35 protein-coding genes and 1 pseudogene are annotated in these 24,778 nt (G+C 50.4%); 28 read left to right on the forward strand and 8 right to left on the reverse strand.

Annotation, left to right across the window (positions count from 1 at the left end; genetic code table 11):
- Window positions 1-57 precede the first annotated feature (57 nt).
- The 8 genes from APU02_RS11200 (at window position 58) to APU02_RS11235 (ending at window position 5,866) form a co-directional block, all read left to right on the forward strand.
- A complete protein-coding gene (locus APU02_RS11200; protein ID WP_047722259.1) occupies window positions 58-630 on the forward strand; it encodes a hypothetical protein in 573 nt (190 codons plus the stop codon).
- A 141-nt stretch (window positions 631-771) separates the two neighbouring features.
- Entirely contained in the window at window positions 772-2,457 is a 1,686-nt protein-coding gene (locus APU02_RS11205) for a DUF4942 domain-containing protein (RefSeq protein ID WP_047722260.1), read from the forward strand.
- 58 nt (window positions 2,458-2,515) lie between these two features.
- A complete protein-coding gene (locus tag APU02_RS11210) occupies window positions 2,516-3,205 on the forward strand; it encodes a hypothetical protein (protein WP_047722261.1) in 690 nt (229 codons plus the stop codon).
- The gene (locus APU02_RS11215; protein WP_006812541.1) at window positions 3,202-3,483 is read left to right on the forward strand and encodes a hypothetical protein; all 282 of its coding nucleotides are present in this window, start codon (window positions 3,202-3,204) and stop codon (window positions 3,481-3,483) included. Before APU02_RS11210 ends, APU02_RS11215 begins: the two co-directional genes overlap by 4 nt.
- Window positions 3,484-3,485: 2 nt before the next feature.
- Entirely contained in the window at window positions 3,486-3,857 is a 372-nt protein-coding gene (locus tag APU02_RS11220; protein WP_047722262.1) for a hypothetical protein, read from the forward strand.
- A gap of 91 nt (window positions 3,858-3,948) precedes the next feature.
- Complete coding sequence (locus tag APU02_RS11225; protein ID WP_000086990.1) at window positions 3,949-4,590, forward strand: HD domain-containing protein; 642 nt, start codon at window positions 3,949-3,951, stop codon at window positions 4,588-4,590.
- Window positions 4,587-5,138, forward strand: coding sequence for a hypothetical protein (locus APU02_RS11230; RefSeq protein ID WP_047722263.1), 552 nt, complete (start codon window positions 4,587-4,589; stop codon window positions 5,136-5,138). The genes APU02_RS11225 and APU02_RS11230 overlap by 4 nt, the downstream gene beginning before the upstream one ends.
- A 38-nt stretch (window positions 5,139-5,176) precedes the next feature.
- Complete coding sequence (locus APU02_RS11235) at window positions 5,177-5,866, forward strand: lysozyme inhibitor LprI family protein (RefSeq protein WP_047722264.1); 690 nt, start codon at window positions 5,177-5,179, stop codon at window positions 5,864-5,866.
- A 55-nt stretch (window positions 5,867-5,921) separates the two neighbouring features.
- On the opposite strand, the gene ydfZ is transcribed toward APU02_RS11235, so the two are convergent.
- Window positions 5,922-6,125: a putative selenium delivery protein YdfZ gene (gene ydfZ / locus APU02_RS11240; protein ID WP_006812537.1), complete on the reverse strand. Its 204-nt coding sequence runs from the start codon at window positions 6,123-6,125 to the stop codon at window positions 5,922-5,924.
- Window positions 6,126-6,314: 189 nt separating this feature from the next.
- On the opposite strand from ydfZ, the gene APU02_RS11245 reads away from it, so the two are divergent.
- The 4 genes from APU02_RS11245 to APU02_RS11260 all read left to right on the forward strand — a co-directional run bounded on the left by APU02_RS11245 (window position 6,315) and on the right by APU02_RS11260 (window position 7,867).
- Window positions 6,315-6,581, forward strand: coding sequence for a hypothetical protein (locus APU02_RS11245; protein ID WP_047722265.1), 267 nt, complete (start codon window positions 6,315-6,317; stop codon window positions 6,579-6,581).
- A gap of 85 nt (window positions 6,582-6,666) precedes the next feature.
- Window positions 6,667-6,903, forward strand: a complete 237-nt coding sequence (locus tag APU02_RS11250) for a hypothetical protein (protein WP_047722266.1) — start codon at window positions 6,667-6,669, stop codon at window positions 6,901-6,903.
- Window positions 6,900-7,220 (forward strand): hypothetical protein, encoded by a 321-nt coding sequence (locus APU02_RS11255; protein WP_047722267.1) that lies wholly within the window; start codon window positions 6,900-6,902, stop codon window positions 7,218-7,220. Before APU02_RS11250 ends, APU02_RS11255 begins: the two co-directional genes overlap by 4 nt.
- Window positions 7,221-7,306: 86 nt before the next feature.
- Complete coding sequence (locus APU02_RS11260; RefSeq protein WP_047722268.1) at window positions 7,307-7,867, forward strand: hypothetical protein; 561 nt, start codon at window positions 7,307-7,309, stop codon at window positions 7,865-7,867.
- Window positions 7,868-9,293: 1,426 nt separating this feature from the next.
- Here the strand turns inward: APU02_RS11260 and APU02_RS11270 are convergent.
- A complete protein-coding gene (locus APU02_RS11270; protein ID WP_047722181.1) occupies window positions 9,294-9,536 on the reverse strand; it encodes a hypothetical protein in 243 nt (80 codons plus the stop codon).
- 145 nt (window positions 9,537-9,681) lie between these two features.
- On the opposite strand from APU02_RS11270, the gene APU02_RS11275 reads away from it, so the two are divergent.
- The 7 genes from APU02_RS11275 (at window position 9,682) to APU02_RS11305 (ending at window position 12,541) form a co-directional block, all read left to right on the forward strand.
- Window positions 9,682-9,897 carry a hypothetical protein gene (locus APU02_RS11275; RefSeq protein ID WP_023180886.1) on the forward strand — a complete coding sequence of 72 codons (216 nt, stop codon included), beginning with the start codon at window positions 9,682-9,684 and terminating at the stop codon, window positions 9,895-9,897.
- Window positions 9,898-9,910: 13 nt separating this feature from the next.
- The gene (locus tag APU02_RS11280) at window positions 9,911-10,126 is read left to right on the forward strand and encodes a hypothetical protein (RefSeq protein WP_164708971.1); all 216 of its coding nucleotides are present in this window, start codon (window positions 9,911-9,913) and stop codon (window positions 10,124-10,126) included.
- Between the two features lie 95 nt (window positions 10,127-10,221).
- Window positions 10,222-10,536, forward strand: coding sequence for a hypothetical protein (locus APU02_RS11285; protein ID WP_047722182.1), 315 nt, complete (start codon window positions 10,222-10,224; stop codon window positions 10,534-10,536).
- Between the two features lie 76 nt (window positions 10,537-10,612).
- On the forward strand, window positions 10,613-10,924 hold the full coding sequence (locus tag APU02_RS11290) for a hypothetical protein (protein WP_047722183.1): 312 nt from the start codon (window positions 10,613-10,615) through the stop codon (window positions 10,922-10,924).
- Between the two features lie 128 nt (window positions 10,925-11,052).
- Window positions 11,053-11,445, forward strand: coding sequence for a hypothetical protein (locus tag APU02_RS11295; RefSeq protein ID WP_000218787.1), 393 nt, complete (start codon window positions 11,053-11,055; stop codon window positions 11,443-11,445).
- A 126-nt stretch (window positions 11,446-11,571) separates the two neighbouring features.
- Window positions 11,572-11,853 carry a hypothetical protein gene (locus tag APU02_RS11300; protein WP_023180884.1) on the forward strand — a complete coding sequence of 94 codons (282 nt, stop codon included), beginning with the start codon at window positions 11,572-11,574 and terminating at the stop codon, window positions 11,851-11,853.
- Window positions 11,854-12,058: 205 nt separating this feature from the next.
- Window positions 12,059-12,541, forward strand: coding sequence for a hypothetical protein (locus APU02_RS11305; protein ID WP_047722184.1), 483 nt, complete (start codon window positions 12,059-12,061; stop codon window positions 12,539-12,541).
- A gap of 644 nt (window positions 12,542-13,185) precedes the next feature.
- Here the strand turns inward: APU02_RS11305 and APU02_RS11310 are convergent.
- The 6 genes from APU02_RS11310 to APU02_RS11340 form a co-directional block, all read right to left on the reverse strand.
- Entirely contained in the window at window positions 13,186-13,389 is a 204-nt protein-coding gene (locus APU02_RS11310) for a hypothetical protein (RefSeq protein WP_047722185.1), read from the reverse strand.
- A gap of 50 nt (window positions 13,390-13,439) precedes the next feature.
- Window positions 13,440-14,090: a hypothetical protein gene (locus tag APU02_RS11315; RefSeq protein ID WP_023180883.1), complete on the reverse strand. Its 651-nt coding sequence runs from the start codon at window positions 14,088-14,090 to the stop codon at window positions 13,440-13,442.
- A 633-nt stretch (window positions 14,091-14,723) separates the two neighbouring features.
- Window positions 14,724-15,251: a transcriptional regulator gene (locus tag APU02_RS11325; protein WP_047722187.1), complete on the reverse strand. Its 528-nt coding sequence runs from the start codon at window positions 15,249-15,251 to the stop codon at window positions 14,724-14,726.
- A gap of 4 nt (window positions 15,252-15,255) precedes the next feature.
- Window positions 15,256-15,609, reverse strand: a complete 354-nt coding sequence (locus APU02_RS11330) for a hypothetical protein (protein ID WP_239692863.1) — start codon at window positions 15,607-15,609, stop codon at window positions 15,256-15,258.
- Window positions 15,610-15,737: 128 nt separating this feature from the next.
- A complete protein-coding gene (locus APU02_RS11335; RefSeq protein WP_001291547.1) occupies window positions 15,738-16,016 on the reverse strand; it encodes a hypothetical protein in 279 nt (92 codons plus the stop codon).
- Between the two features lie 2 nt (window positions 16,017-16,018).
- A complete protein-coding gene (locus tag APU02_RS11340) occupies window positions 16,019-17,578 on the reverse strand; it encodes a DEAD/DEAH box helicase (RefSeq protein ID WP_047722188.1) in 1,560 nt (519 codons plus the stop codon).
- Window positions 17,579-17,637: 59 nt separating this feature from the next.
- On the opposite strand from APU02_RS11340, the pseudogene APU02_RS11345 reads away from it, so the two are divergent.
- The 9 genes and pseudogenes from APU02_RS11345 to APU02_RS11385 all read left to right on the forward strand — a co-directional run bounded on the left by APU02_RS11345 (window position 17,638) and on the right by APU02_RS11385 (window position 24,767).
- A pseudogene (locus tag APU02_RS11345) lies at window positions 17,638-18,341 on the forward strand (ParB N-terminal domain-containing protein).
- On the forward strand, window positions 18,341-19,009 hold the full coding sequence (locus tag APU02_RS11350) for a ParB/Srx family N-terminal domain-containing protein (protein WP_047722190.1): 669 nt from the start codon (window positions 18,341-18,343) through the stop codon (window positions 19,007-19,009). The pseudogene APU02_RS11345 and the gene APU02_RS11350 overlap by 1 nt, the downstream one beginning before the upstream one ends.
- A complete protein-coding gene (locus APU02_RS11355) occupies window positions 19,006-19,644 on the forward strand; it encodes an ATP-binding cassette domain-containing protein (RefSeq protein WP_006812519.1) in 639 nt (212 codons plus the stop codon). The genes APU02_RS11350 and APU02_RS11355 overlap by 4 nt, the downstream gene beginning before the upstream one ends.
- On the forward strand, window positions 19,637-19,891 hold the full coding sequence (locus APU02_RS11360) for a hypothetical protein (RefSeq protein WP_001113021.1): 255 nt from the start codon (window positions 19,637-19,639) through the stop codon (window positions 19,889-19,891). Before APU02_RS11355 ends, APU02_RS11360 begins: the two co-directional genes overlap by 8 nt.
- A 5-nt stretch (window positions 19,892-19,896) precedes the next feature.
- Window positions 19,897-20,787 carry a hypothetical protein gene (locus tag APU02_RS11365; protein WP_002211789.1) on the forward strand — a complete coding sequence of 297 codons (891 nt, stop codon included), beginning with the start codon at window positions 19,897-19,899 and terminating at the stop codon, window positions 20,785-20,787.
- Window positions 20,788-20,796: 9 nt separating this feature from the next.
- Complete coding sequence (locus tag APU02_RS11370; protein WP_000176291.1) at window positions 20,797-21,063, forward strand: hypothetical protein; 267 nt, start codon at window positions 20,797-20,799, stop codon at window positions 21,061-21,063.
- Between the two features lie 195 nt (window positions 21,064-21,258).
- Entirely contained in the window at window positions 21,259-21,900 is a 642-nt protein-coding gene (locus APU02_RS11375) for a hypothetical protein (RefSeq protein ID WP_047722192.1), read from the forward strand.
- Between the two features lie 2 nt (window positions 21,901-21,902).
- Window positions 21,903-23,159, forward strand: a complete 1,257-nt coding sequence (locus APU02_RS11380; RefSeq protein ID WP_002211787.1) for a phage terminase large subunit — start codon at window positions 21,903-21,905, stop codon at window positions 23,157-23,159.
- A 33-nt stretch (window positions 23,160-23,192) separates the two neighbouring features.
- Window positions 23,193-24,767 (forward strand): hypothetical protein, encoded by a 1,575-nt coding sequence (locus tag APU02_RS11385; protein WP_047722193.1) that lies wholly within the window; start codon window positions 23,193-23,195, stop codon window positions 24,765-24,767.
- Window positions 24,768-24,778: the final 11 nt, after the last annotated feature.

Raw genomic sequence — 24,778 nt, forward strand, 5'->3', positions numbered from 1 at the left:
ACGCCACAATAACGCAATCGAGAAAACAACTTGTTTAAAAACATAAGGAAAAAACACATGTGCGAAAAATGCAAAAAAACTAATGCCAAAGTTGAAAGCGTGATTAAAAAAGTTGGTGCGGCCGAACTGGTTGAGATCATGGGTCTTGTGGTTGGTCACGAAGACGACGCCTCCCCTATCGACCGCCTTTTCAGCGTTCTCAAGTTCTCAAGCATGATTGATGATCCGATTGAAATTGTGATGCTGGCGCGTCATTTCGGCGAAGCGTATCTGGAAGAGAAAGAACGCGCCGACAAACTTCAGGCAACGCTGGAAATGGTAAGCAAGCCGAAGTGCTCACCGGATTCAGTCAAGGCAGATGAAACCAACGCCAGCAAAGATCGTGAAATCGCCGGGCTGAAGTCTTCTCTGGCGATGTTGCTGGCCGCCTTCAAACTGATGTCTTCCCAGGCTGGGTTCAAAATGCCTGAGCTGAACAGCGACGATCCGATGGCCGTTCGCCAGATGCTGGGGGCAATGGCCGACCAGCTTGACGACACCAAGAGCCGTCTTGAAGACATGATGCGCGAGCTGACCCATCGCCACGACCTGAACAAACAGCCGCACAAAACGCAGCACGTACACCACTAATATCTCACCTGCCGACAGGGGGCGAAAGCCCCCTTTTTTACGCCTTAAATCAGCTGCAACGCCTGTGAATGCTGCTTTTACGCCTTTTCAACTTTGGGAAAATAACACCAACAAGAAAACAATTTATTTAATGGTGCAATCATGAATACAGCCCTTTCCATCATTGACGCTATCACCCCAAACACTGATATCGACTACCGGCAGGAAATGAACGTCATCCACGAAATTGTGGCCGAGTGCGAGAAAGAGATCGCATTCATGCATCAGGTTCACGACTTCGTTTATGGCGACGAACGCCACAACATGATTAACCGCCTGCTGCGACTCAACCACCGGCCGGATGACGAGCGCACACGCTTTAACAGAGCCTGGCTGGATAAGGTCGACCTTGAATGGGTGAAACAGAATATCTGGGCCGAGTACTGGAAGAAGGTCACGGATATGACAAACGTTCTGCTGATCATGCCAGCTTCCCGCCGCGACGAGTGGCGGGAGCAGTTCATCGAGGGCAAGCAGGAGACCATCAGGACTGACAGAACCGGCTACCAGATGAAGGTTAAGGAGTTCGTTGGTGTGCCGGAGTTCAAAGCAGAAACGGTCATCCCCACGATGCTCAATCTGCTGAATGACAGGCACAAATATCTCTCTGAGCGCGTGTATGGCTTGTTTAAAGCGCTGAGTCCTGCCCACAAGACCAATAAGACGAACGGCTTTAGCGAGCGTCTGATCATCGCCAACTGCATTTCCGAGTTCTGGCGGGACAGCGTCAGCGTGAACTACCGAAAAGAGGACTACATCGACGACCTGCGCGTCATGCTTCATTTCTTCGCGCACAAAGAGTTCATCACCATCAACCGCACAACTGAGATGCTATCTGCTGCGTACCGGGCAAACGACTGCCAGACCGGTGACTGGATGAATGTCGACGGAAACCTGATGCGCGTGAAGATGTTCAAGAACGGCAACGTTCACTTTGAAATACATCCTGACGTGGCCTGGAAGCTGAATGAGGTGCTGGCTTACAGTATGCCTGCAGCAATCCCGGCGCCATGCCGTACTGCACCCAAAACACGGGCACCAAAAGAGTTCGGGTTAATCCAGAAGACGATCTCCGAGCCGGTTCGTACCGCGCTGCGCGACGGGCGATTCAGCAAAGACAAAGGCGTCTGGTACTTCTCTGATTCCAACCTACAGAAGTCACAGGTGGAAGAGCTTGAGCGCACAATGAACTTCATTGGCGGCGTGCAGGAGAAAAAGCACTGGCAGTTCCCGTATGAGATCGGCCATACGCTCAATACGATTGTGGCCACCGGCTTAATACCGGATACAAAATCACACCAGTTCTACCCTACCCCACGTTTGATAGCGGAGTACGTTGCCAGAGCCATCGAGCTGAAGCCAGGTGAGAAGCTGCTGGAGCCTGAAGCCGGGCGCGGAGATCTGTTGGCCTGCATCGACGCCAATCCGGAAGACGTTACCTGCATAGAAGTCGCACCTCTCTTCGCTGATATCCTGCTTGGCAAGGGGTACACAAATACGGTCTGCTGTGACTTCATGAAGTGGTCTGAGGACAACGCAGGCTATCAGTTCGACAAAATCGTCATGAACCCGCCCTACTCTCTTGGCCGTCACAGAGAGCATACGCTGGCCGCGCTGGAGCATCTTAAAGTCGGCGGGCGACTGGTGGCTGTACTGCCGGGTGATGCGCCAGTTCTGAACTGGATGTCGCTGGATAATTACGTTTATGCCAAAGGGAAGTCGTTTACTGACGAGTTTGAAGACACCGGAATCACTGTCAGCGTATACGTTTTCAAGCGTGCAAAATGATAGGTAAATACTTACCTAATTTGTGTAAGAATAGAGCCACTTTATCAGAGGTAAACACATGAGCGAAAAATCGAGAATTACATTCGCCAGCGTTAATCAGGCGAAGCTGCCATTTAATTTAGTGCTACAGGGGAACGAAGGAACGCCTGCCGGAACCATCAAAATCGACAAGGAGCTTGTGACGTTCGAAGGTAACTTTGATGAATCGGCGCAGGTTTTTATCGAACATCTGGCACGCCGTTGGAGCCAGCAGTGGAGAGACCTTGAGAAACGCGCCAATGAGTTCGACCGGTTCATGGACGCAATGGACACAGCAAAAGAGGCTCTGTCTGCCGGCACTCCGTTAGATCTGGAGTCGCTTTTCAAAGGAGAAATGGCCTCTGCGATGTTTGCCACCATGTTCGCAGGTGAGTTCGTCCGCAGCGGCGCTAGAAGCTACCTGGAGCTGGGGTACAACGTTCCTGAAATGGGCGAGTTTACCGTCACCATCCAGCGCAAAGAAGGCAAGACGCCAGGCGAACGTATCGCTGAACTTGAGGCCGTTGTTTATCAGCGTAACGGCGAGTGTGTTCGTTTGATCAACGAACGTGATGCGCTGCGCGAAGAGCAGCTAAACAAAGGCTCGAACACACGCGCGGCCGCAGACATCTACTTCCAGTTAGTTGAGGAATGCCAGATCCCACCAGGCGGCTCTTTGGTCGAGTATGTCCGCGAATTGCAAGAGAAAGCAGAGAGGTGCTCGGCATGAATGATCTGCTTGTCGAGCGCGTCTCTGCTTTTGTTAAGTCCCCGCTGGATAATCCCCTCACCCGCGGTGAGCAGATGGAGCTGGCAAGGTGGTTTCTGCATATCCATGAGCAGATGGAAGTTTTTAAACAGTTGCCGGATCTGCCCATTACAGACGGCCATGTTCAGCAGGTGATTAACAGCCACGAAAAAGGCTGGGCGATGATTGTGCCGTGCAAAATTACCTACGAGCTGGCTAAGGAAGTGCAGGCTAACAGAGCAAGGAGTAAGGAAGAGTAACTATGAAGTTGGGTAATGCCGTTTCGCTGTTTTTTACAGCATTACTGGAAGGTTTCAATTATCGCTTTTGTCCGGTCTGGGATAAGGCGCTGGATAAGCTTATTGAGGAAGGAACGCTGCTTGAGGTGCGAAATGGGATAGCTCTGTTTGAGCGCGACGCCCAGCTATATGAAGTGTTCGTCGGGGCTGGCTTCAACCACTTCGGGCATCTTATTAGCTTGAATACCAAAGCCATCGACGAGAGCGTCATGCGCCGTCCGTCGTTCCGTGTAATGGATAAGCTGCAACGTCATGTAAATGCCGAATTACTCCGCGTAGCCAAAGAAAAAGAACGAGAGCTACAGGCGATGATTGGATCGCTTATCGCTGAGTAAATGAAGGCCACTATTGTGGCCTTTAATAATTTGTTTTCTACCTTTTCTTATCTGTGAAAATAACCACATCCAGAAAACAACGGAGTTAAGAATGTCCCGTATTTCCAAAGCCCATATGTTTGCCGCTGGCGCTCATGGCGGCGTTGGCCAGAAAAGAAAATATACCGGTGAAGACTACATCAACCACCCGGTTGCTGTCCGCGAGATTGTTGCCTGGCATGGTGGAACCGTGGAGATGCAGATCGCGGCGCTGCTGCATGATGTGGTCGAAGACACCCATGTCACCATAGAGATGGTTCGTGAGCACTTCGGTGAGCACGTAGCCGAAATGGTTCTGGCTCTGACCAACATTGCCAGACCAGAAGACGGCAATCGAATACAGCGCTTCATCATCAACGTCCGGGAGCTGGAGCAAAGCCTCGACATGCAGACGCGCATGATCAAGCTGGCTGACCTGCTGGACAATACCTCTTCTATCGTGAGTCGCGACCCTGAGTTTTCAGCCATCTACCTCGCAGAGAAAGAGCTGATGCTGGCCGTACTCTTTGACGGCAAGGAGATTGGTGCCGATGCCGGTGTTGTCGAGTACCTGGAGAAAAAAGGCATAGAGCATTCGTTGCTGATAAACGCCCGGGCGATGGTGACGAAAGGCATTGCCAGTCTGCAACCGGTACACACCAAACGTTATGAAAAACACAAAGCGCTGATCTGGAACGCGTGGGAGGCTGCATGAAGGTCGAAAAAATAGATGTTCTTTCCTTTGTGCTGACGGATCTGGAGCGTCTCGACCCGGTACGCGTAATGATTGAAAACTACGAGCCGGGCAAGGGAAGAGTCACCATTACCTGCTATGGGAAAGCATGGACTGCTGCCTGGTTCGCGATGGGCGGGGATGACGTGCAGACGTTTATTAAGAGAGTGAGCAACGATTATTTGATTGGTTGCCTCGACCCTCAATTGCTGAGTACGGTCGACGATAACAACGACGCAAACCTGCTTTTCGTAAAGTCCGAAATCATAAAGTTGCGCAGGGAGAGAGAAATCGACGCAGAACAGGCCCGCAATATGTGGGACGAGGCAGAAAACGCTGATGACGTAAAAGAAAGTTGCTGCTGTTTCGGTGTCGGCAACGAACTGCTGAGTCTGTTTGGTGACGATCCGTGGTATGCCGGTTGGCCAACGGTGCCAAACCCCAGATACCAATACCTGGAACGTATCGTGAACGCGGTACGTGATGGGCTGAAAGCGCTTGACGATCAAGCGAGAGAAGCAGTCGGTTAAGTGTTATAGTCAGGCGCTTTTATATTTATGGAGTGAATATGAAAAATATCCTACTGGCATCATTGTTGGTGGCATCGCCAGCTGCATTTGCAGCCAGCTTCGACTGCCAAAAGGCTTCGACAGAAATCGAACACAAAATCTGCGATAACGAACGCCTGTCAAAATTAGATGAACAACTTAGCTCTACCTATTCTATTGCTCTCAAAGCGAACCCGGGGGATGCAGACACCCTAAAGACGGTTCAACGTCAGTGGATAAATATGCGTGGAAAACTCACTGATGATAAGGCTCTTGAGCTGGCTTATCTTATCCAAATTAATGGACTCAAGGGGTTGGGTGGCTCGGCCAGTACATCGCTGGCCAATGAGACACCGAAGCAGGTGCAGAAACAGCCTGAAGTTCGGGAAAAGACAGACACAAAGCCGGTCAAGAGCGGTAATGAGCTAACTCTGGAGTCGTTCCGGGCCAAGTATATTGAAGTTGATGGTGAGTACTACAGCACAACATCTCTTCCACGAGGTAGCTCGTTCTTGTTCACCTGCGCCAGTCGTATGGCCGATGACCAGGTAAATGTCTGGAAGAAGCACGCTGCAAAAGAGGGCAAGATCGACCTTTTCTTTGAGCTTGAGAATCGTATACATACCGCGCTTTTGAATGCTAATTTTCAGAAGCTGAATAGTGATTTAACTAAAACAGGCATTTGCGATCTGATTACCGCTGTGCCGTAAGTAAATTTAAGGCCACTATTGTGGCCTTAAACAATTTGTTTTCTGGTTGGTGAAATTAGTGGAACCCTAAGCGAACCAAATCCATTGGGCAGAACAGACCCTCCACACCTTCGATAGATACGCAGTCAGAACGGCGTAATTGTTCTTCTGATTTGCCCTCTCCGCAGATTTCCTTGATGACTCCCGTTGCACCATTCGTTGCCACCATCACTCGGCTGCCGGTAGTGATAGCGTTACGGTTGCGATCATAGGTCTTCATCGTTTCCTCCTTTCACATGGGGCAAATCAGGTTTCAATAATTGCCGTTTTCCATGTATGTGCGATTTGCAAAATCTCAAGTGCCGAAACAAATTGTTTTCACCACCTTGTTATTCCCTTAACCAGCAAAGTTGACCGGTACTGCAATAATTACTACTGTTTATTTATACAGTGTTGTGGGGCGGGAAAAATGGGCAGCAAAAATTCCAAATATGAGATCGTCTATAGAGGCGAAGCACTCAAACACCTGATACCAGGACAGTTCGTTTTCTTCCAACGTGAAAAAGAATACGGTGGGGGATTCTGGCTTGGTAAAACGCATGATGATGGGTTCGAATTTGTGCTGGAGCAACCCACTTCACTTAGTTACGGGCTTGCGTATCTGATCAGATTGTCGAGTGTCGAAGCCAGGTATATGGAGTTTGTTGATGACATAGACGACTTCAAACTCACCTAATCATCCCTTAAACATCTTGTTTTCTGCCTTTTGTTATTTGAGATAATAACACCAACAGGAAAACAAATTGTTTAAGGGGTTAATCATGCTCGGAACCGCAAAAGACATCATCGAAAAGCTGGAGAACTACCCAGAAGACGAGCCGCTGCTGATGGTGATGTGGCACAAGGAAGATGTAGGTGAAGTGCGACCAGACCTGACTGACGAACAGTGCATTCAGGTTTTGCGAAAAATCAAAGAGTGCCATGACGCCAACGTCGGCGTGAATTGGGACGTCATCTCCGACACGGCCGACACTCTGTTTCCGAAGGAGAAGGCATGATGCTGAAAATCACCGAATCGTATAAGACGGCGGTGATCAGCACCGCCCACGTAACGGCAGCGGATTCAGAACGGCTACCCATTGCCTGCTTCGACCCACTTTCTGATCGCGGGTTGAATTGGGTACACGGTACACAGTATGGCTGGATTGTTCGTGCTGGAATGCGAGGCAATGACTGGAAAGAAGAGTTGCGTGAGTACGGCATTTCCGAAGAGACGATCTCCAACATACAGACCATAGTGGTTGCCGGCTTTGACGCGGTTCACTTCGATTGCGACGCCGAGCTGGTGGATGGGCTGCCTGCATGGTATTGGTGATCGCCCACCCGTTGAGTAATCAGGTCATATAAGCGAGGAAAAATGGTAACATATGACCGCTTTTTTAATCTGATGGAATGGATGTGATGGAAACCCAGAACCAACAAACAAAACCTCTGAATAATGCTTATGCGTGGCTTCTAGCTTTACTACCTCTCTTCTTTGGAGCACCGCCAGATGCGTATTTGAATTATGCAATAGTGATAGGTGGAGTCGCTGGACTCGGCTTTCTGGTGGCTGACAGAATGGCATTGTCTGATGCAGGGTATGAACCACCGGCCATCCTGTGGGGAGTATTTCTCCTTCCGGTCTATCTCTGGAAACGTGCCACCGTTACAAAAGGCAGTCGACTTCCGTTTATCGTAATCGTCGCGTTGCTTGCTGGTAACATCTTCATCGGTATCCCACACCAGGAAGAGGTTGCTCTTGAAGAAGCGGCTTGTCCTCTCGTAACGACCATTCTGAAAGAGAATAACGGAACCACTGCGCCGAAATGTATGAAGGTGACAATTCAGGACAAGGTGACAGACAAGTTCTATAAAGCGACGGCTACGCTGGATAACGGCAACGACATTAACGTTACTCTGGAACTGACCGGCGACAGAAACTTTTATGTCCGCGTTCCTGATGCCTATCTGAACAACTAACGGCTGCAACTCGTTGACATTGGCGGTCACAAATTGAGGATTTCTATAAGAGTCCGTTGATCGCCACTTCCCCCACCTCTCCAACCTACCCCAGCCCAGGCGTGACAAGGCATTTAAGCCAATTACACCCATAAGAAAACAAATAAATAACACGTCAACGAAAAGTCAACGTTTTCCCCTGATTTGGTCTAAAAAGTTGACGTTTACGCACGCCATCTCTTATACCCAAAATCCTACGCACCAGAATCCATCTCCCTGCGACCAAAACGTCAAAAACGACTCGTGATACCACCAAAAAACAGACACGTTCAGAAGCGCTCCCGTTGCGTTATATTGGACATCTAAACAAGTTGTTTTCAGGTACAAGAAAACAAGTTAACCACACCCACAGAAAAACCCAGCGACGCCATTACCCAAAATCCCGGAAACACCCACCTCTTCCTGTCAGGCTACCGAAAATACCCACCTCTTTGCCTCAGGCTACAGACCACCCACCTAATCTCCCCAGGCAACCGAGAACGCAGCTCGCGCACGCAAACCTCTACACGCCATTACCCAATACACGGAGAAGAGCAGCCAGAACGAAACCCCGGACAAACCCAGACCAGAACAGGAACCGTCACAATCTCGCTTACCCACCATTACCCCGGAAGAGAACGCAAATTCCTGAATAGCAGGGAACGCCTTTACTTCATATGCGGAGAACAATAAAAGCGCCCTAATGCCATTACCCACACTTCCATCATTTCACGTAAACGAAGAGAAAAGCGCACCTGCCATTACTCCATACACGGAGAAGAACACTCACCAAAACGACGATAACAACCCAGACGAAAACACAGAGAAGAACCGCCTCAAGAAGAACGAAACCACATACGCCGGTAGAGAGAACAAACCACCCATTTCACCCAAAGGAATACTCGCCGTATAGAGCGTTATCAGGGGGAAGGCTTGCACGTCCACAGGAGAGAAAATACGTAGAGATTTAACTGGAGGTATAAGTGGGAAGGGAAAGAGGGGTATCGCTACTTTCTCCGTAGAAATTCAAGCCATAGTTTTCATTCCCCGTAACGTCCCTATACACCCCTTCGGTCAGCCTTCGGGCCATCCAGGGAAAAGGTCATGTCCCTTTTCAGGAACGGTGGCATCGCCGCAGGGGAAAGGCTGGAGGTTTTCAGGGAAACGGTGGGAGTCCCGCTATATGAACCGGGGAAAGGCTGGCTGCCGGTCGGGAAACGGGTACATCCCGGTTCAGAGCGAGGGACGGCTGCGGGAGTATGCCTTTTCCTCATTCACCTGAATAGTGCGGGAATTGGTGAATCCCGCAGTGGAGCATTGAGACTAGATCAGCTTCGCACGCTCATGTCGGGAAGCCAGATCTAGTGTAAAGGGTTACGGGTTTTGGTGGTGAAATCGCCGAGGACGTTTATTCGAAAATCTCACTGCCCTGATTCGCATCGTCCCTGTTGTCCCACAAATCATCGAGCGCCTCTTCTCTTGTCCCGAAGGGGCCGGAGACGACAGGTGCGTTTGAACTGGTATCGTCCAGCTCTGTGTAAATCTGACCGTTAACCAAAATGACGCGTCCGACAGTGATGCCGCCATGAAGCAACTCGCCTCTCTCGGCGTCGATGCTGAAGTACCCGTCTGTGTAGTCTTTAGTGCTCATCACATTCCCTCTGAGTTAGCCAGATACATACATATCAATAAATCGGCACAAGCACATCAGCCTTTAAGGAATTCTTTTTCCCCGTTTTCTTATTGCGATAATAACACCAACAAGAAAACAACGTGTTTAGACAAAGGAGAAACACATGTACAAGCATCTGAATATCAGCATCACCCTCTGTGGCGAGGAAGAGTCCTCCGAGTGTGAGATCTCCCTCGATGACGTTATCCGTTCCCAGGATGTTGCTGGTCGCGTGGCGACGCTCATCTCTGAAGGATATAGAGAAGGGACGTTTGATTTCCATATCGAGGACAACCCAATGTCCGTCGCGTGGAACTGCACGACGTCAGAAACGAAGTGAGGGCGAAGAGATGATTAAGATGCCTGTGATGGTTGAGGTGTGGAGCGTGGATTCCCTGGCTGAGTGTCTGGATGCTGTGGGACCGGAGTTGTACCGCAAGTTGTGGTCGTTCGTCCCGGCTGAAGGGGAATCACCCAAAGGGAAGGAGATCTGGCATCTGCTCAGTGAAGATGAACAGCGGGAGCTGGTGGACGCGGTACACATCGAGTTCCCGGACGACGAAGATTAAGAGTGGGGGCCACCAGCACGGTGGCCAAAAAAACTTGACCTGTCCAAATGCGACAACGAATAGACTGGAGGCCAAACTAAAAACTGGAGAATCAAATGCACTACTACACCACCAGCAACCCTGACACCGGGGACTGTTTCTTAATCTGTTTCGTCATTCGCGATATGGAAGACCGCCAGCCAGCGCCGGAGGTTGAGGAAGATATCGTTGCGCTTGTTCAGTTGAAGAGAGACGAAATTGTCTGGCACAAGAAAGGGACTGACGGAGACAACTATCACTTTAATGAATACCTGATGAAGCAAGATCTCCTTATGTACAAAAAGTTGGATGAAGAAGGCTGGGTTTTTGAAGTGCCATTTCCATGTATCGCCAATGATAGTGAAGTCACCTATTCATGGAGTACACCCTGAATAGATTGGTTCTATCCCGTTTTCAGCTCTGTATTATTTACACCAACAAGAAAACAAGTTGTTTACGGAGATAGTTATGAAAAACGCGATGATTACCAAACTGAGCGCGGGACAGCCACGTAAAGAGAAGCCAGCAGTTCTGAGCCAACTGACTTTGCTCGATATCATCGCCAACGGTACTGCCATTCGCCTGTTTAAAGAGACAATTGCCTCGTTCGACAATGGCTCCCGCGCGCGTTACGTGATGAGTGTGCGTCGCCAGAGTGGGAAAGGGTGGATGGCAAAACAGATTATCTGGCCGGAAGGAGAGCTGGAACAGGCGCTACTGGAGGCGAACAAAGTCGCCCAGCAAGAAATCCAGCGTGCCTCTTTCCTGGCGACAGCCTGACATGTGCAAAAGCGATTAGTCGACCCTACGACAGCCCCGTCCATCCTTCGGGGCTTTTTTGCTTGCTTGTATTGTAAGCACCTACCTATTTTAATAATATAAAAACCACCAACTATAGGGAGATAAAAATGACAGTTTCACGTGAGAGTCTTGTGATGGATTTGCATTATGCTTCCGAGAAAGCCTCCGGCGAGAAAGTCGCGAAATTAACCGTCGTTCTGCGCGAGACTATCGGAGGTGATGTACACACCAGCACCTTAATTCGCACCGGCGAAGGGGACACAGCAGTTTACTCGGTAGGCTACCAGAGCGTCAGTAATGCGTCAGATCCAGTCTTGCTAAAACTGGCTGCCTATTTCCGCGAAGGGAATAAAGAAATGTTTGAAAAAATGATGGTACAGGCCGAGGAGGTGTTCGATTCAGGTCTCAACATGAATTCTACCTGGCTTGGGCAATACGGTCTGCGTATCGCATCTAACATTCCCCTGGAAAACCACATCCCGGAAAGCGTATTCGCTTAATCACTGCAATGGCGCGTATCCCGCGCCATTTTCTTATCCCCGATAACAAAATGTTTTATACCTTATCCACATTGCGATAATTACACCAACAAGAAAACAAGATGTTTACGCATGGAGGATATGCACATGACCGATTTCACTATCTCCCCTAAAGCTGAAAACGTATGGCTGGAATCCTGGCTCGACCTGTCGCCGGAAGAACAGCAGGAAATGGATCACGTTGAACAGGACGAACAATGTGATGCCCGCTTCTTCCGCTTTGAGGACAGCGTTTATGACATTGCCGACTTCATGCGCGATGACCGCTTCCCGGATTGGCACGCAGGCTACCCATTAAATGCCTTCGCCATGCTGATGATCCGCGTGGATGGCTCCGGCGATACCATCGACGTCGGTTTGCTCCACTAAGAGAACGAGGCCACCCATGCTGGTGGCCTTAAATGACCATCCTGTTTCCCGCAGGCTAAAAACACCCACCTCTTACCGCCAGGCTACCGAACAACCCTCCGACTCCCTGCCGGCCACCAGCAGCCGGAACAGAACGCTTGGACGCCTTATGCGCGTAGCGATAATTAAACCAACTAGAAAACAAGTTGTTTAAAGGATTATCACCATGAACTTTATCGCTACTGTTAACACCCCTGCGCATGGCCATATTTCTGTGACGTTCTCTGATAACGAGAAAAGCGTGCTGGGCGCCTGGCGTGACAATGTAACCATCGAGCTGTCCGGGAAAGAGAAACAGCAGATCACCAATGACATTATCTGCAACCGTCGCCATAAACGCGTATTTGAGAAAGCGTATGTCTCCACCTCCGGATTTGGCGTATTCATCTTCCCGGTGCGCAGCGGTCGCTTCTGCCAGTCAAAACTCATCGAGTTCGCCACGCAGATCGCGCTATGGGTTAAAACAGAATCCGGGTTCGACTTCAGCGAACAGGAAGCAGTGGGGGAGGGGATGCGTATCGCCAACAATTCCATCAAGTGCAAAAACGTCACCTACGAAGCAGGAATCGACTCGTGGAGTGTCTCGTGCGGGGAATACGTGAAAGAGGTGTACGGAAAGAACCGCATTCACATCCTGGCTGGCAAGTAAGAGGGGAGGGGCTGGAAACGCCCCTTTCTTTTCGTCCACCAGCTGCCGCAGGGAATTTCAGAAACGGTCAGAGAGCTGTCCGGGGAACCGAAGGGAAACGGCCAGAGAATTTTCGGGAAACGGCTGGGTTTACCTTTATGTAGAAAACTGAGCGGGAGAAGCCCAGAATCCTGCCAGAAAATATCGCGGGGGCGCTGGGGTAGCGCTGGTGGGGTTACAGCCCCTGACCCATTCAGATAGCTTTCGCTATGTGATTATGTGAATCCGTGGGTAAACCACTGCAAGCGCGTACACGTCGCGCCAACGTGCCAATGATACGCGAGCGCCCACGGATAGCGCCAACATTGCCGACACGTCCCGAAGGATAGCGCGGATCACGTCGCCAGCTATCGCCAGACGATCACGCCCACGACACGACAAAATAATCCACGCGCTAAAACGCTGTAAAACGCGCTATAACGTGTTTTTTATTGTGGGTAATGGGTATGTACCACCAACATAAAAACGCGTTAAATTGGCGCGTTTATGGCGCTTATTTTTGATCTGTTTTGGCTGACTTCAGACAATAAAAAACGCGCCAACAATGGCGCGTTATGGTGTGCGGATCTTGAAACGAAAAAAGCGCCCATAGTGGGCGCTATTGCTTAAATGCTGTTTTGCAGTTTTCCGATCATTTCAGACAAGCGCAAATATTCACGTTTGCGTTTACAGTCTCTTTTGCTGTTAAGCAAATCAGAAAACGTAAAATTTAATTTGTCACGTTGCGCTTTTAAGTCGTCGATTAATTCAAGTTTATAAGCGCGATATTTTGCGAGATATTCCGCGCGGATCAGGTCATAACTAATCATGATTTTTATCCTTAAAACTAGCGCCCATAGTGGGCGCTATATCCATCTAATTACGCTTTGAAAGCATCAGCCAGATAGTTATAAAAATCATTCTTGATAAAGCGATATTGTTGCGATCCGTTTTTCGCTGCGCCCATTCCTTTGATCTTCTCGACCAGTCCGAGACGCTCGCAAAGATTGATCAGCTGGTTGGCTTGAGTGTAGCCAGCGTCCAATTTAATTTCGTTGGCTTTTTTCGCTTCATTCATCAAATCGAAAACAGCGCCATTTGTGAATGTTTCTAATTCATCATTAATCATTTCGATTAATGCGAATACGCGAGATCCGGACATATCAGCGACTGAATAAACGCATTTACCAGACTTGATAGACTTAACCAGATAAACCAATTTTTCGAGTGAATAGCTATTGGTCATAGCTTCGCGGAAAAACACTTCTGGCGCTTGTTTGCTTGCTTTAATCGCGTAGTAAAAGACACCAGCTAATTTCTCATCATTAACAGCGTTTAAAACGTTGTTGGTGAAGTATGCTAGTTTGGTAGACGCTGCAAGCATGTTAGCTTTATCTGCTTTCGTGTGCGTACCATTCTGATAATGATTGTTATAAGTCTGAGTGGCATTGTTGGCTGCAACTTGCAATTCATTAGCGATAACTACAGCAGCGTCGATGATGGATTTTTTAGAGATAGCAACGTTAGACATGATATTAATCCTTATGTAATATTGATAACTTAATTTGTTATTTGTTTATCGTTAGCGTGTTTGCTTTCGATGTGAGTAATTATCGATATACAGAAATTAAAATCAAGAGTTTTTTACGCGGGAACGAAAAAAATTTTCTTCAATAAAAATCAAAGTCTTAGAAATAAAGCGCGTTTTCTCGAAGGTGTTGCCTAAATAAATTCCCTATTCGGTCAATCACCCTTATATATTTAAACTGGAATCGTGGTGGGTGAAATAAATATAACAGGAAGTGACACGTAAAATAATAACCGGACTTAGCCGGTTATTACCCTTATAGATTTATTGAGCAGACTCGACAATTTTTCGGTTAGTGTCAAAGAGTGCATCGACGAAGTGTGCCGATGACTCGCTGACATCACACCCCAACATCTCCCTTTGGTCAGCCGAACGCCCCTTACAGTTTTGGACACTCTCTCCAATTGTCTTTCCCGCTTTGACAGCGGCTGCGAACTGGTACATGCAAACCGACACATTGTCCGATGACGAACAGACGTCGTTCATGAGTGACTGAATAACTGGTTTATAGTCCATAGCTGAGGCTGCCGTGGACGATGCGAGAAGAATTGAGGATAGTAAAATCGCTTTCATAACTTAAAACGGTAAAATTCGTTCAACCCAATCGAACATGACGACCATCTTCCGACCATCGCCAACGCTGAGTGTGACCTGACAAGCGTCAACGCCTGAAGACACACCTTCAAGTTCACGGCCATCCGCCATGTAGACTCTTATGGACTTCTGCATCTCATGAGCCTGGCGACAAATTTTGAAGAAATCACGGCGAGATGGCCGATTGTCCACATAGTCTGGGTGTACCGTTGTCCGACCCGTGAAGTCGTGCGCAATGTCTTCTGTCACACCTGATTCAATCGTGCTGATTCTCTCAAGTGGGAGCCTTATACGATTTTCTTTGTCGAACGGGGCAGGGCAAAGGTCGACTTTGTTGCGCGACGACATGAGACCCTGAACGTACATGCAGAACACCTGACCATCTTCCATCGTGACCCTTACAGGAATGAGAGACTTACGCCAGAACATCAGCGCCTTCTCCACGTTGGTGTAATCGCGCGGCCAGACTTCTGCAGGAATCCCGTAGGTGATGTCAGTAATATTCGTCATATCGTCACAGTGTCGTTGGTAGGATATCGATGTCACCTGCGTTGCTGGTGAACACCCGGAAGACTTTCGTCTCGCCAGCTTTGGTGATGGTCTCGCGTTCCTGACGAGCAGGGTTCAGTGCGCACAGCCCGGCGCCCTCCAGAGAAGCGCCAACAATCCATTGCCCGGCATCAAGATGGAACGTCGCTTTCTCACCGGTCTCAAGTTTCGCAACCGTCTCACCGTTGATGAAGATGGACGCGTCGCAGCCCGCACCTATCATACCTTTGTCCCTCATAACCACCAGCGTGGTTGGCGCAGACGTCTGGTATTTGAAAACTCTGGCCTGCGGAGCCGGTTTTGCATCAGTTACAGACACAGGGCGGGATGAACATGCACTCAGGAGTAAAACGGGGATGGTAATCAGTGGAAGTAGAACGTGTTTCATGGTTTGAACTAAATCCTTATCACTTCAACGAACAAGGCGTCTTGCGACGCCCTTAATGCTTAATCGAGACGTTTGAGAATATCGGCCAGATCTTCTTTGGTCATGCCAGAGGATTCGTAAATCTTCATGACCTTTTCACGAGCCTTTGCAGAAGCCTCTAATGACGTAGCTGCTTTATCAAAATCAGCCATCGTCATGTTGGACAGCACCAGATTGATGATGTCTGCCTTTGACAGCTTAATGTTGCGTTCACGCAGTCGATTCTGAAAGGTTTCCAGCTTGTCGTTTGCTTTTTCGGTTAACTGAACCTGGCAGTGTATAGCGCGTTTCTCGCTCATGCTTACTCTCTATTCAAAACAGTGAAATCGAATGTGCTACCCACCGGCAATACTCCCTCGGCAAACCCAGGCGTAGTGTCGATAATGTGCTTCCGCTCATATGAATGCGACATGAGGTATTTGTTGCTCACGTCGATGAAGTCGGTAATAAAGCACACGTTAGCCTGATTCTTTTTGGCTCGAAGACCGCGGCCAACACGTTGGCGCATCTCAACTTCGGCTTTGCCGCCACCACCCAGAATCACCGCACCTACGCTTGGAACGTCGACGCCAACATCCAGAATGGTTGAACCAATCAGAACATCTATCTTGCCTGCCGCCAGACTGTTGAGCTTTGCTTGTCGGGTAGTCTGGTTTGATTCTCCGTAGATGAAATCGACCTTGAGGCCGCTTTCTTTCATCATTTCCATCAAGATCTGACCATGACGCTTCAAACGAACCAGCGTCATACAGTTCAGACCGTGACTTTTGTACATTAACGCTTCGCGCACAATAGCCTCGTTGCGGCCCAGATTGTAAACGATGCCTAACTGATAGGCTTTCTGGTAAGCCGTACTCATTCCAACCCGAAAGTTCAGGTGTTTCGAAGCAAGTTCGGCCCTAATCCGCACCTCGTCTGGAGTGTACGCGATTTTATGATATAGAAAGTAGGGTTTCGCTAAAATACCTCGGTCGATCAAATATTTCTCTGTGACCTTTATTTCAATGCGACCTGCCACGGCCATGAGACGCATATTTGCTTCGGTCGAGTCCTTCATGAACGGCGTAGCCGTCAGCGCTAGACGGTAATCGGCATTGATGCACAATCGGGCGATATCGTAGAAGTTTGAACCTGATGATTCGTGTGCCTCTTCCAGAATCAGCAGAGAAACGCTGGACAGAAAGCGCTTAACCAGTTTCCGGCGCTTCAGGTGGTACTGTTTTTTCTCCGGTGATGCGTCGCGCGGCGGCTCTTCGAGAAAACTGGCTAGGGTCTGCACCGTGGCAACGTTGATATGGCGCGAGACCTGAAACTCGCCAGATCCAATCACCCCAACTTTCTGACCTTTCAGCCACGGCTCGCCATTCTCAGCGCGGTAGTCGATGGATTTCTGGAAGTTCTCTGCCATCTGGAACATCAGAACCGAGCGCGTGGTTAAAAACAGCGTCATACGACCAATGCGAGCAGCTGCCTTACACGCTACGTTCGATTTACCGCCACCCGTCGCAATCTGGGCAATCATCATCCCTTCGCGCACCAGTGTTTCCACTGTCTGATCCTGATACGCATAGTCCGGGTTATACGGGAATGGGTTAACTACCGGGTTCGGCTTGCCCAGCGCGGGGGCTTTTTCCTTGCGCACATGCACGCATTTGATGCCAGCTTTCAGAAGGTTGGCTGAAACTGGCTTCGCAAACCCAGCCGGGAACGCGTTTTTGCTCCAGTTGAACATCGTGCTGGTTCCTTTCCAGTCCCCAGCCTCCACTTCATAGCTCAACATCTCCTGAACGAGTCGCTTCACGTTGTCATCAGCGCCAGAAATCAGCGCATTGACTGCATTCGATACAATCCGAACTGTCATAAACCTCTTTCCTTCGTGCCTTTTGTATGGTAATTGGCTATTATAGTAAGTAAGTACTTATACAATGGATTGTATCAGAATTATGGATGTGAAAATTACGATTCTGCAGGTGGAAGTCGCGAACCTGCGTCCGAATCCCTGGAATACCAACTCCGTTGGGGCGCAAAACTTCGAAAAACTGAAAGGCTCTATCGAAAAATTGGGCTTTTTTAAGCCAATTCTGGCGCGGGAGCTGGACGGGGGCATTTTTGAGATCCTCGGTGGCGAACACCGCTGGCGTGCCGCGATGGAGCAGGGCATTTCAACGGTTCCCGTCATCTCCGTGGGCAAAATTAACGACCTGGTGGCCAAACAGATGTCTCTCGTCGATAACGAACGCTACGGCGAAGACGATCAGGTCGCTTTGCAGCGCTTAATCGAAGAAATCCAGTCTGAAATCGACTACCGGTTGTCCGATATCGCCCCGTATGACGACGAAATGGCAGCAACACTCGCCAAAGCGTCCGTTATCGATCTTGAAGCGCTGGAAGCGCTCTCCCGTGGCGATGACGAGCCGGTCGATGAGGACAAACGCGAGAAAACCGAGCGAGTCGGCGCTGAACACCAGACGATGCGCTTCAAGGTGACGTTTGATGCGTCAGATCGCGTCGCCGACACCATCAAAACCATCATTAAAGAGCAGGGAATCAATACCGGTAACGAAATGGAGAACGCCGGGGAAGCCCTGGTGTGGCTGGTCGACTACTACAAGGAGCGTATGTAATGACCAAAAACTTTGAAATCGTCTATCGAAACCCGGCAGAACTCATCCCGTATGAGATGAACGCCAAAAAACATGACGAACAGCAGATCCGCGACCTGGCGGCCGCCATCAAAAAGCGCGGTTTTGACCAGCCGATCACGGTCGACAAGCATGACGTCATTATTACTGGCCACGGTCGTCGCGAGGCGGCTCTTCTGGCTGGTCTGGAGCGTGTGCCGGTCATCGTCCGCGACGATCTGAGCGAAGAAGAGGTGAAGGCGAAGCGTCTGGAAGACAACCGCCTGGCCAGCATCGACTACGACGCCATCAAATTGCAGCAGGAACTGGAATCCCTGGTGCTGGGCGAGGTCGAGGTCTTCGGTTTTGAAGAGCGCGAGCTGAACGTGCTTGTCGGCAGCATGACCGATGAGATGGAAACCGGCTCTCTGGTGCTCGATCTGGGCGAAGAGACGGAACGCCAGAAAGAAGAGCACACCGAGATCAGTCGTGAAGTGGCCTCTGAAGAAGTCCGCGTCATCGACGTATTGGGCTTTAAAACGCTCCCTGCTGGCTCTGCCATTGTGGTTGGGGATTTGCTTGCCCACATGGAAGAAATCACGGGAGAAAGCGGGGTAGACGCTTTCGTGGCGTATGCGGAGAAAGTTTCTTCTGGGGAGCTGGCTGCATGAGCAAATACACCATCAACGTATCGTTTCAGACCCGCGTGAACAAAACCACGCGCACGCTGGAGATTGCCGAATCGTTCGGTCTTGGCCTGGACGAAAAAGAGTGGACGCTTTACGACAATCTGGAGCTGGAAGTGAAGCAGGGCGATGTGGTGTACATCACCGGCCAATCCGGTTCCGGTAAATCCGTTGTTCTGCGCGAGCTGCAACGCCAGATGAAGGATGAAGGGCTTTCTGTAGCCTCCATCGATGATTTTACCTTCGACAATGAAGTTAACGTCATCGACCAGTTGGGCAAAACCACCAGCGAAGCGCTGGGGCTGCTGTCTATGGCCGGATTGAATGACGCCTATCTCTTTGTGCGTAAGCCATCCGAGATGTCTGACGGTCAGAAATACCGTCTCAAGATCGCCAAGCTGATCGAGTCAGGCGCCAAAGTTTGGGCAGCCGACGAATTTGGCGCTGTTCTCGACCGTGTAACCGCTCAGGTTGTGGCGTCGAACCTCCAGCGTGCCGCACGAAAGGTTGGTGCGACGGTAATGGTGGCGACGACCCACGAAGACCTGAAGAACGCGCTGCGCCCGGATATGCAGATCACCAAGCACTACAAAGAACGCGTGAAGGTGGAATATGCCTGATTTGAAGATCGTAGAGCTGAAGCCATCGAAAGAGGCTGACAACAACAACGTTGAAGTCATCCGCCTGCTGGAAGAAGCACTCCAGTACGCCAGAGAAGGCAAAAGCCAGAGCCTGGCGCTGCTGATGATCAACAACGACGGTAGTGTTCTGGATTGCTGGCATAACGGTGGGCGTCCATACGTCATGGTTGGGGCGATGGAATCGCTTCGCCTGGACTTCATCAATGCCAATATTGAGCGCAGGTGATCGACATGACAGACATCATCATCAAACGCTACCGCCCGGAAGAGTTCCCGCGTCATCTGGACTTTCTGGAGCGTATGACCGTTACCAAAGGCACGGTTGAAGACTGGCACGCGCTGAAGTCGCTGCACTACAAGACGGATGGTAAGCCGTTCGCGCCAACGTATTATCGCTGCGAACTGGACGACCGGCTGGTGGGCGTCGTGGTTATGGCTTACCCGAAACTGCTGCTGGCGCCTCGCCATCGCATGTTTCCTAAGCTGAAGCCAACCACCAATACCACCGTGGCCAACCAGTATTGGGGTCGGTACGTGAACAACAACTTTGCGGTGATCAGCCGTTCCGTTGTGGACACTCAGTACCGCGGCGTCGGCGTCTCCTATCGAATGATTAACCTGGTTAGCAGGATGCACGACCGGCCAATCATCGAGATCCAGTCGTCGATGAGCAAATACAACCCGTTCGCCATGAAAGCAGGGTTCCAGTTCATCCGTCCGGAGCGTCCGAAGAGCTATGAGAGTGCGTTGCGCGTCTTCCAGCGTCATTTCCGTTCAGACCCTGGCGACAACGAAGCGATCGTCAAAGAGCTGTTCGCCATGAGTGAGTCTCGCCGTCGTCGTGCGCTGCGTGATCTGGTCGCTGACTACCACAAGAACAGTTCCCTGGCCAAAGCCGGGCGTAATCGTGGCACGACGATTCAGGACATTGCCGACAGTCTGGTGGACGAGGCCAGCATCGTGAAGCTGCTCAAGGACATTCACAACCTGAGCTTTACGTCTCCGCTGTATGGCGTGTACCGAAACCCGGACTTTGGCCGTCAGCTGCCTGACACGCTGCCACTGCTGGCATTCGACAAACAGCCTTTGAATAAACCTCTTGAAATTGCATTACCGGCATAAGGATTTGCCATGACGTTGACCGACAAACAAAAAGACATCATCAAAACCATCAATTTAGGCCATGAGCGTGGGCATCTGCTCGATCTGGACGAGCTGCTTGAAGTGCTGCCGTACAAAACGACCAAACAGAGTATGCAGTTCTCTATCCGAGCACTGGTGAAAAAGGGGCTGGTGGAGAAAGGAATGTGCCGCCAGCGCGGTGATTCCGGCTACCACCGTCGCACGCTGGGACTGACCACGTTAGGTCGTGCCAGAGCCAAATTACTGGTGATGTAAGTCGGTCTGGGAGCCAGTTTGAGAGCCTGCTTCCGTATATATAAATACTAAGTGACTTATTAAATATATACGGTAGCAGGTTCTTAATACTCCCCAGCCCGGTTTTAAACACCCAGAAAACAAATTGGTTAGGCACAGAATTAAACAAGTTGTTTAGGAGCGCAAGGATGCGCTCTGAGTGTTTTAGAGGGATCTATGACTGTAGAAAAAGACGAGAGCAAAACTCGCCTGACGCCAGCTGAGTGGGCAGAAGCCGAAGCGAAGTGGACTTCCGGCGAATACACACTCTCCAAGCTGGAGGAAGAGTACGGCATTCGTCGTGAAACGCTCTCCAGACATTTCAAAAAGCGTGGATTAGAGAAAGGCGCGGACTCCGTTGGGAAGATGGTGCGCGAGTCGCTCAAATCCGACGCAGAGCTGCGTGCGAAGGCGCGTGCAGAGAAAATCGAAGAGCGCCGGACTCGTTACGACGATTGGGCGTTCGCACTCGGTCGTATGGTGATGCATGAGGTGGCCACAGCCAAGAAGGACGGCAAGCCACTCGCAACCATTGAAGATGACCTGAAGAGTCTCCAGCGTGCCAGCGGCACACTCGCTAAGTGCTTCGAAATATCCTCGAAAGCGCTCGGTATGGATCGCGCAGAGAACGAAGACGACGAAATTCCGAACCTGGTATTTGGCGAACTTACGCCTTCCCAGGTGGCGCAGCTGCGTAAGGAAGATGATGAGCCGGATCTGATTGATGACGATCTGCTTGAGTCACTCGAAGAGGAAGCACTGAGCGAAGCTGAGAGCGATTCTGACGCGTCTGGTGATGAAAGTGATGGGAGCGTCTAACTATGGCCATCCCGTCGTCTCTGAGTCTCGTACAGCTGCATTCTGGGCAGATGCAAGTCTTCCAGTCGCCACATCGTTTCAAAGTGGTGTGTGCGGGTCGACGCTGGGGTAAATCCCGGTTGTCGATTTCCACCATCATTCGCGCGGCAGCCAAAGAGAAGAAGCAACGTGTCTGGTACGTCGCGCCGACGTACCAGATGGCTCGCCAGATCTTGTGGGATGACCTGCAGGAAGTTCTGCCGCGTAAATGGGTTCGTAAGAAAAACGACACCACGATGACCATCGTGCTGAAGAACGGCTCTGAAATCGCGCTGAAAGGTGCGGATAAGCCCGATACGCTTCGTGGTGTGGCACTGCACTTTGTGGTGCTCGATGAATTTCAGGATATGAAGCCGGACACCTGGTACAAGGTACTGCGTCCGACACTGTCCTCTACCCGTGGTGGTGCGCTGATCATCGGTACGCCAAAAGGCTTCTCCGAGTTCCACAAGCTGTGGACTATCGGTCAGAACAAAGATTTGCAACGCAAAGGGCAGTGGAAGAGCTGGCAGTTCGTTACGGCTGATTCTCCTTTCGTACCGAGTGCGGAAATCGAAGCGGCGAAGAACGATATGGACCCTAAATCGTTCGCACAGGAATACCTGGCCAGCTTCGAAAACATGTCCGGACGCGTTTACTACCCGTTCGACCGCAATGTGCATGTGAAGCCACTCCAGTTCAATCCGAAACTTCCGATCTGGGTTGGTCAGGACTTCAACATCGACCCTATGTCATCGGTCATCCTGCAGCCGCAGCCAAATGGTGAGTTGTGGGCTGTGGACGAGGTGGTGTTGTTCTCTTCCAACACGGCTGAAGTGTGTGATGAGCTGGAGCGTCGTTTCTGGCGCTGGAAGTCTCAGGTCACTATCTTCCCTGACCCGGCAGGTGCGTATCGCCAGCACGCTCGCGGTGAATCGGACGTCGATATCTTCAAGGAAAAAGGTTTCCTTCGAGTCGATTATCCGAAGAAGCACCCGCCGATCGCAGACCGTGTTAACGCAGTGAACCGCATGTTGATGAGTGCCTCGGGCGAAACCCGGTTGTACATCGATCCGAAGTGCAAACACCTCATCGACTCGCTGGAGAAGGTGATCTACAAGCCAGGCTCACGCGATATGGATAAGACTGGCGGCATCGAACACAGTGCGGATGCGTTGGGTTATCCGGTTCATCGTAGGTATCCGGTGAAAAATCGTGTTATTCTTGGTGGCTCTAGATAGGTAAGCACTTACCTAAACGGAAAGGAAAAGCAAATGGAATTGACTGACAAGCAAATCAAAGACCTTGTGGCACGACGCCACCCTGAATATGAGAAGAAAAAAGAACATTGGGACTTCCTCGCCAGCACCTACGCTGGCGGGCGTGCCTGGTTCAACGACAATATCTTCCGTTACTTCAAAGAGGGCGATCAGGAGTTCAAAGAGCGCCTTGAACGCGCTTATCGCTTCAATCACACTCGTGAAGTGGTAAACCTCATCAACAAATACCTCTTCAAAGAGGTCATTCACCGCAACACTGATGAAGCACCGGAGCAGATCCGCAATTTCTGGAAGCGAGCCACGCGCCAGAACGCCTCCATCGACGCGTTTATGGCGGCTATCGATCTGCAATCATCCATTTATGGCCGTATCTGGGTTGTTGTGGACAGCACCATGAATGTCAATGTTGAGTCTGTTGCAGACGAGAAGAAAAATGATGCGCGTGCCTACGCTTACTGGATTTCGCCGCAGCAGCTGCTTGATGTTGCCTGGGATGAAGACGGCAATATGTTGTGGGCGCTGATTGTTGAAATCGCGCGCGACGACGAAGATCCGTTCACGTCAACCGGGCAGGAATACCAGCGTTACCGTCTGTGGACGCAAAACGAGTGGTATCTGTTCCGTGAAGAAGTGAAGAAAGGTTCCGGAAATAGCGGTCGTCGTCAGGCCAAAGTCGTTCTGGAGGATAGCGGCAAGCACAATCTGGGCGTGGTGCCGGTGTTTCCGGTGGACTGCATTGGCGAAAGCGAGTCTCCGTATTTCAGCCCGTCGTTGATTGACGATATCGCCTATCTTGACCGTGCCGTGGCCAACTACCTGTCGAACCTTGACGCGATTATTCAGGATCAGACATTCAGCCAGCTGGCGATCCCGGTTCAGTCATTGCTGCCGGGCGATGAAAACCACACCAAAGTGCTCGAAATGGGGACTAAACGCGTCTTCACCTTCGACTCTGAGAGCGGTAATCAGCCATTCTACCTGTCTCCAGACCCGAAACAGGCTCAGATGATCATCACCACGATTAAGACGGTGATTAACGAGATCTACCATTCCGTTGGTGTGGCAGGTGAGCGAACCAAGCAGGATAACGCACAGGGCATCGATAACTCTTCGGGCGCAGCGAAGATGTACGACTTCCAGCGCGTTAACAGTCTGCTGGTGACAAAAGCAGAGCGCCTCGAAAGGGCAGAACGCCAGATGATGCAGCTGGCAGCGAAATGGATGGGTGTCGAACTGGATGAAGACCACTCTCTGATCGCGTACCCGGAAAGTTTCGACATTCGCGGTCTGACTGACGAATTTGCCGTTGCTGAGAAACTGTCTCTGCTCCAGGCGCCTGATTCTGTTCGTCGTCATCAGATGGAAATGCTCATCGAGAAGGTCTTCCCGAACATTTCCGAGGCGATGCAAAAGGAATTTCAAAAAGATCTCTTGAAATTTCCTCCAAAAAATGATCTTAATACCCTTGAAAATAAGTCAGCACTTACTTATGATCGGGATACAGCCCAAGAAAGCGGGCAAGATCAACCCCGAGGGAATGGGGACTCATCTACTCAAGAGACCGAGTGATAAGTAACGAA

It is taken from the genome of Citrobacter sp. 50677481 (assembly GCF_001463265.1).
Lineage (GTDB): Bacteria > Pseudomonadota > Gammaproteobacteria > Enterobacterales > Enterobacteriaceae > Citrobacter_A > Citrobacter_A sedlakii.

Bases quoted from the DNA above. Each gene is read 5' to 3' on its own strand.
- APU02_RS11200 (WP_047722259.1), top strand. From the start codon at position 58: ATGTGCGAAAAATGCAAAAAAACTAATGCCAAAGTTGAAAGCGTGATT.
- APU02_RS11205 (WP_047722260.1), top strand. From the start codon at position 772: ATGAATACAGCCCTTTCCATCATTGACGCTATCACCCCAAACACTGAT.
- APU02_RS11210 (WP_047722261.1), top strand. From the start codon at position 2,516: ATGAGCGAAAAATCGAGAATTACATTCGCCAGCGTTAATCAGGCGAAG.
- APU02_RS11215 (WP_006812541.1), top strand. From the start codon at position 3,202: ATGAATGATCTGCTTGTCGAGCGCGTCTCTGCTTTTGTTAAGTCCCCG.
- APU02_RS11220 (WP_047722262.1), top strand. From the start codon at position 3,486: ATGAAGTTGGGTAATGCCGTTTCGCTGTTTTTTACAGCATTACTGGAA.
- APU02_RS11225 (WP_000086990.1), top strand. From the start codon at position 3,949: ATGTCCCGTATTTCCAAAGCCCATATGTTTGCCGCTGGCGCTCATGGC.
- APU02_RS11230 (WP_047722263.1), top strand. From the start codon at position 4,587: ATGAAGGTCGAAAAAATAGATGTTCTTTCCTTTGTGCTGACGGATCTG.
- APU02_RS11235 (WP_047722264.1), top strand. From the start codon at position 5,177: ATGAAAAATATCCTACTGGCATCATTGTTGGTGGCATCGCCAGCTGCA.
- ydfZ (WP_006812537.1), bottom strand. From the start codon at position 6,125: ATGAAGACCTATGATCGCAACCGTAACGCTATCACTACCGGCAGCCGA.
- APU02_RS11245 (WP_047722265.1), top strand. From the start codon at position 6,315: ATGGGCAGCAAAAATTCCAAATATGAGATCGTCTATAGAGGCGAAGCA.
- APU02_RS11250 (WP_047722266.1), top strand. From the start codon at position 6,667: ATGCTCGGAACCGCAAAAGACATCATCGAAAAGCTGGAGAACTACCCA.
- APU02_RS11255 (WP_047722267.1), top strand. From the start codon at position 6,900: ATGATGCTGAAAATCACCGAATCGTATAAGACGGCGGTGATCAGCACC.
- APU02_RS11260 (WP_047722268.1), top strand. From the start codon at position 7,307: ATGGAAACCCAGAACCAACAAACAAAACCTCTGAATAATGCTTATGCG.
- APU02_RS11270 (WP_047722181.1), bottom strand. From the start codon at position 9,536: ATGAGCACTAAAGACTACACAGACGGGTACTTCAGCATCGACGCCGAG.
- APU02_RS11275 (WP_023180886.1), top strand. From the start codon at position 9,682: ATGTACAAGCATCTGAATATCAGCATCACCCTCTGTGGCGAGGAAGAG.
- APU02_RS11285 (WP_047722182.1), top strand. From the start codon at position 10,222: ATGCACTACTACACCACCAGCAACCCTGACACCGGGGACTGTTTCTTA.
- APU02_RS11290 (WP_047722183.1), top strand. From the start codon at position 10,613: ATGAAAAACGCGATGATTACCAAACTGAGCGCGGGACAGCCACGTAAA.
- APU02_RS11295 (WP_000218787.1), top strand. From the start codon at position 11,053: ATGACAGTTTCACGTGAGAGTCTTGTGATGGATTTGCATTATGCTTCC.
- APU02_RS11300 (WP_023180884.1), top strand. From the start codon at position 11,572: ATGACCGATTTCACTATCTCCCCTAAAGCTGAAAACGTATGGCTGGAA.
- APU02_RS11305 (WP_047722184.1), top strand. From the start codon at position 12,059: ATGAACTTTATCGCTACTGTTAACACCCCTGCGCATGGCCATATTTCT.
- APU02_RS11310 (WP_047722185.1), bottom strand. From the start codon at position 13,389: ATGATTAGTTATGACCTGATCCGCGCGGAATATCTCGCAAAATATCGC.
- APU02_RS11315 (WP_023180883.1), bottom strand. From the start codon at position 14,090: ATGTCTAACGTTGCTATCTCTAAAAAATCCATCATCGACGCTGCTGTA.
- APU02_RS11325 (WP_047722187.1), bottom strand. From the start codon at position 15,251: ATGACGAATATTACTGACATCACCTACGGGATTCCTGCAGAAGTCTGG.
- APU02_RS11335 (WP_001291547.1), bottom strand. From the start codon at position 16,016: ATGAGCGAGAAACGCGCTATACACTGCCAGGTTCAGTTAACCGAAAAA.
- APU02_RS11340 (WP_047722188.1), bottom strand. From the start codon at position 17,578: ATGACAGTTCGGATTGTATCGAATGCAGTCAATGCGCTGATTTCTGGC.
- APU02_RS11350 (WP_047722190.1), top strand. From the start codon at position 18,341: ATGACCAAAAACTTTGAAATCGTCTATCGAAACCCGGCAGAACTCATC.
- APU02_RS11355 (WP_006812519.1), top strand. From the start codon at position 19,006: ATGAGCAAATACACCATCAACGTATCGTTTCAGACCCGCGTGAACAAA.
- APU02_RS11360 (WP_001113021.1), top strand. From the start codon at position 19,637: ATGCCTGATTTGAAGATCGTAGAGCTGAAGCCATCGAAAGAGGCTGAC.
- APU02_RS11365 (WP_002211789.1), top strand. From the start codon at position 19,897: ATGACAGACATCATCATCAAACGCTACCGCCCGGAAGAGTTCCCGCGT.
- APU02_RS11370 (WP_000176291.1), top strand. From the start codon at position 20,797: ATGACGTTGACCGACAAACAAAAAGACATCATCAAAACCATCAATTTA.
- APU02_RS11375 (WP_047722192.1), top strand. From the start codon at position 21,259: ATGACTGTAGAAAAAGACGAGAGCAAAACTCGCCTGACGCCAGCTGAG.
- APU02_RS11380 (WP_002211787.1), top strand. From the start codon at position 21,903: ATGGCCATCCCGTCGTCTCTGAGTCTCGTACAGCTGCATTCTGGGCAG.
- APU02_RS11385 (WP_047722193.1), top strand. From the start codon at position 23,193: ATGGAATTGACTGACAAGCAAATCAAAGACCTTGTGGCACGACGCCAC.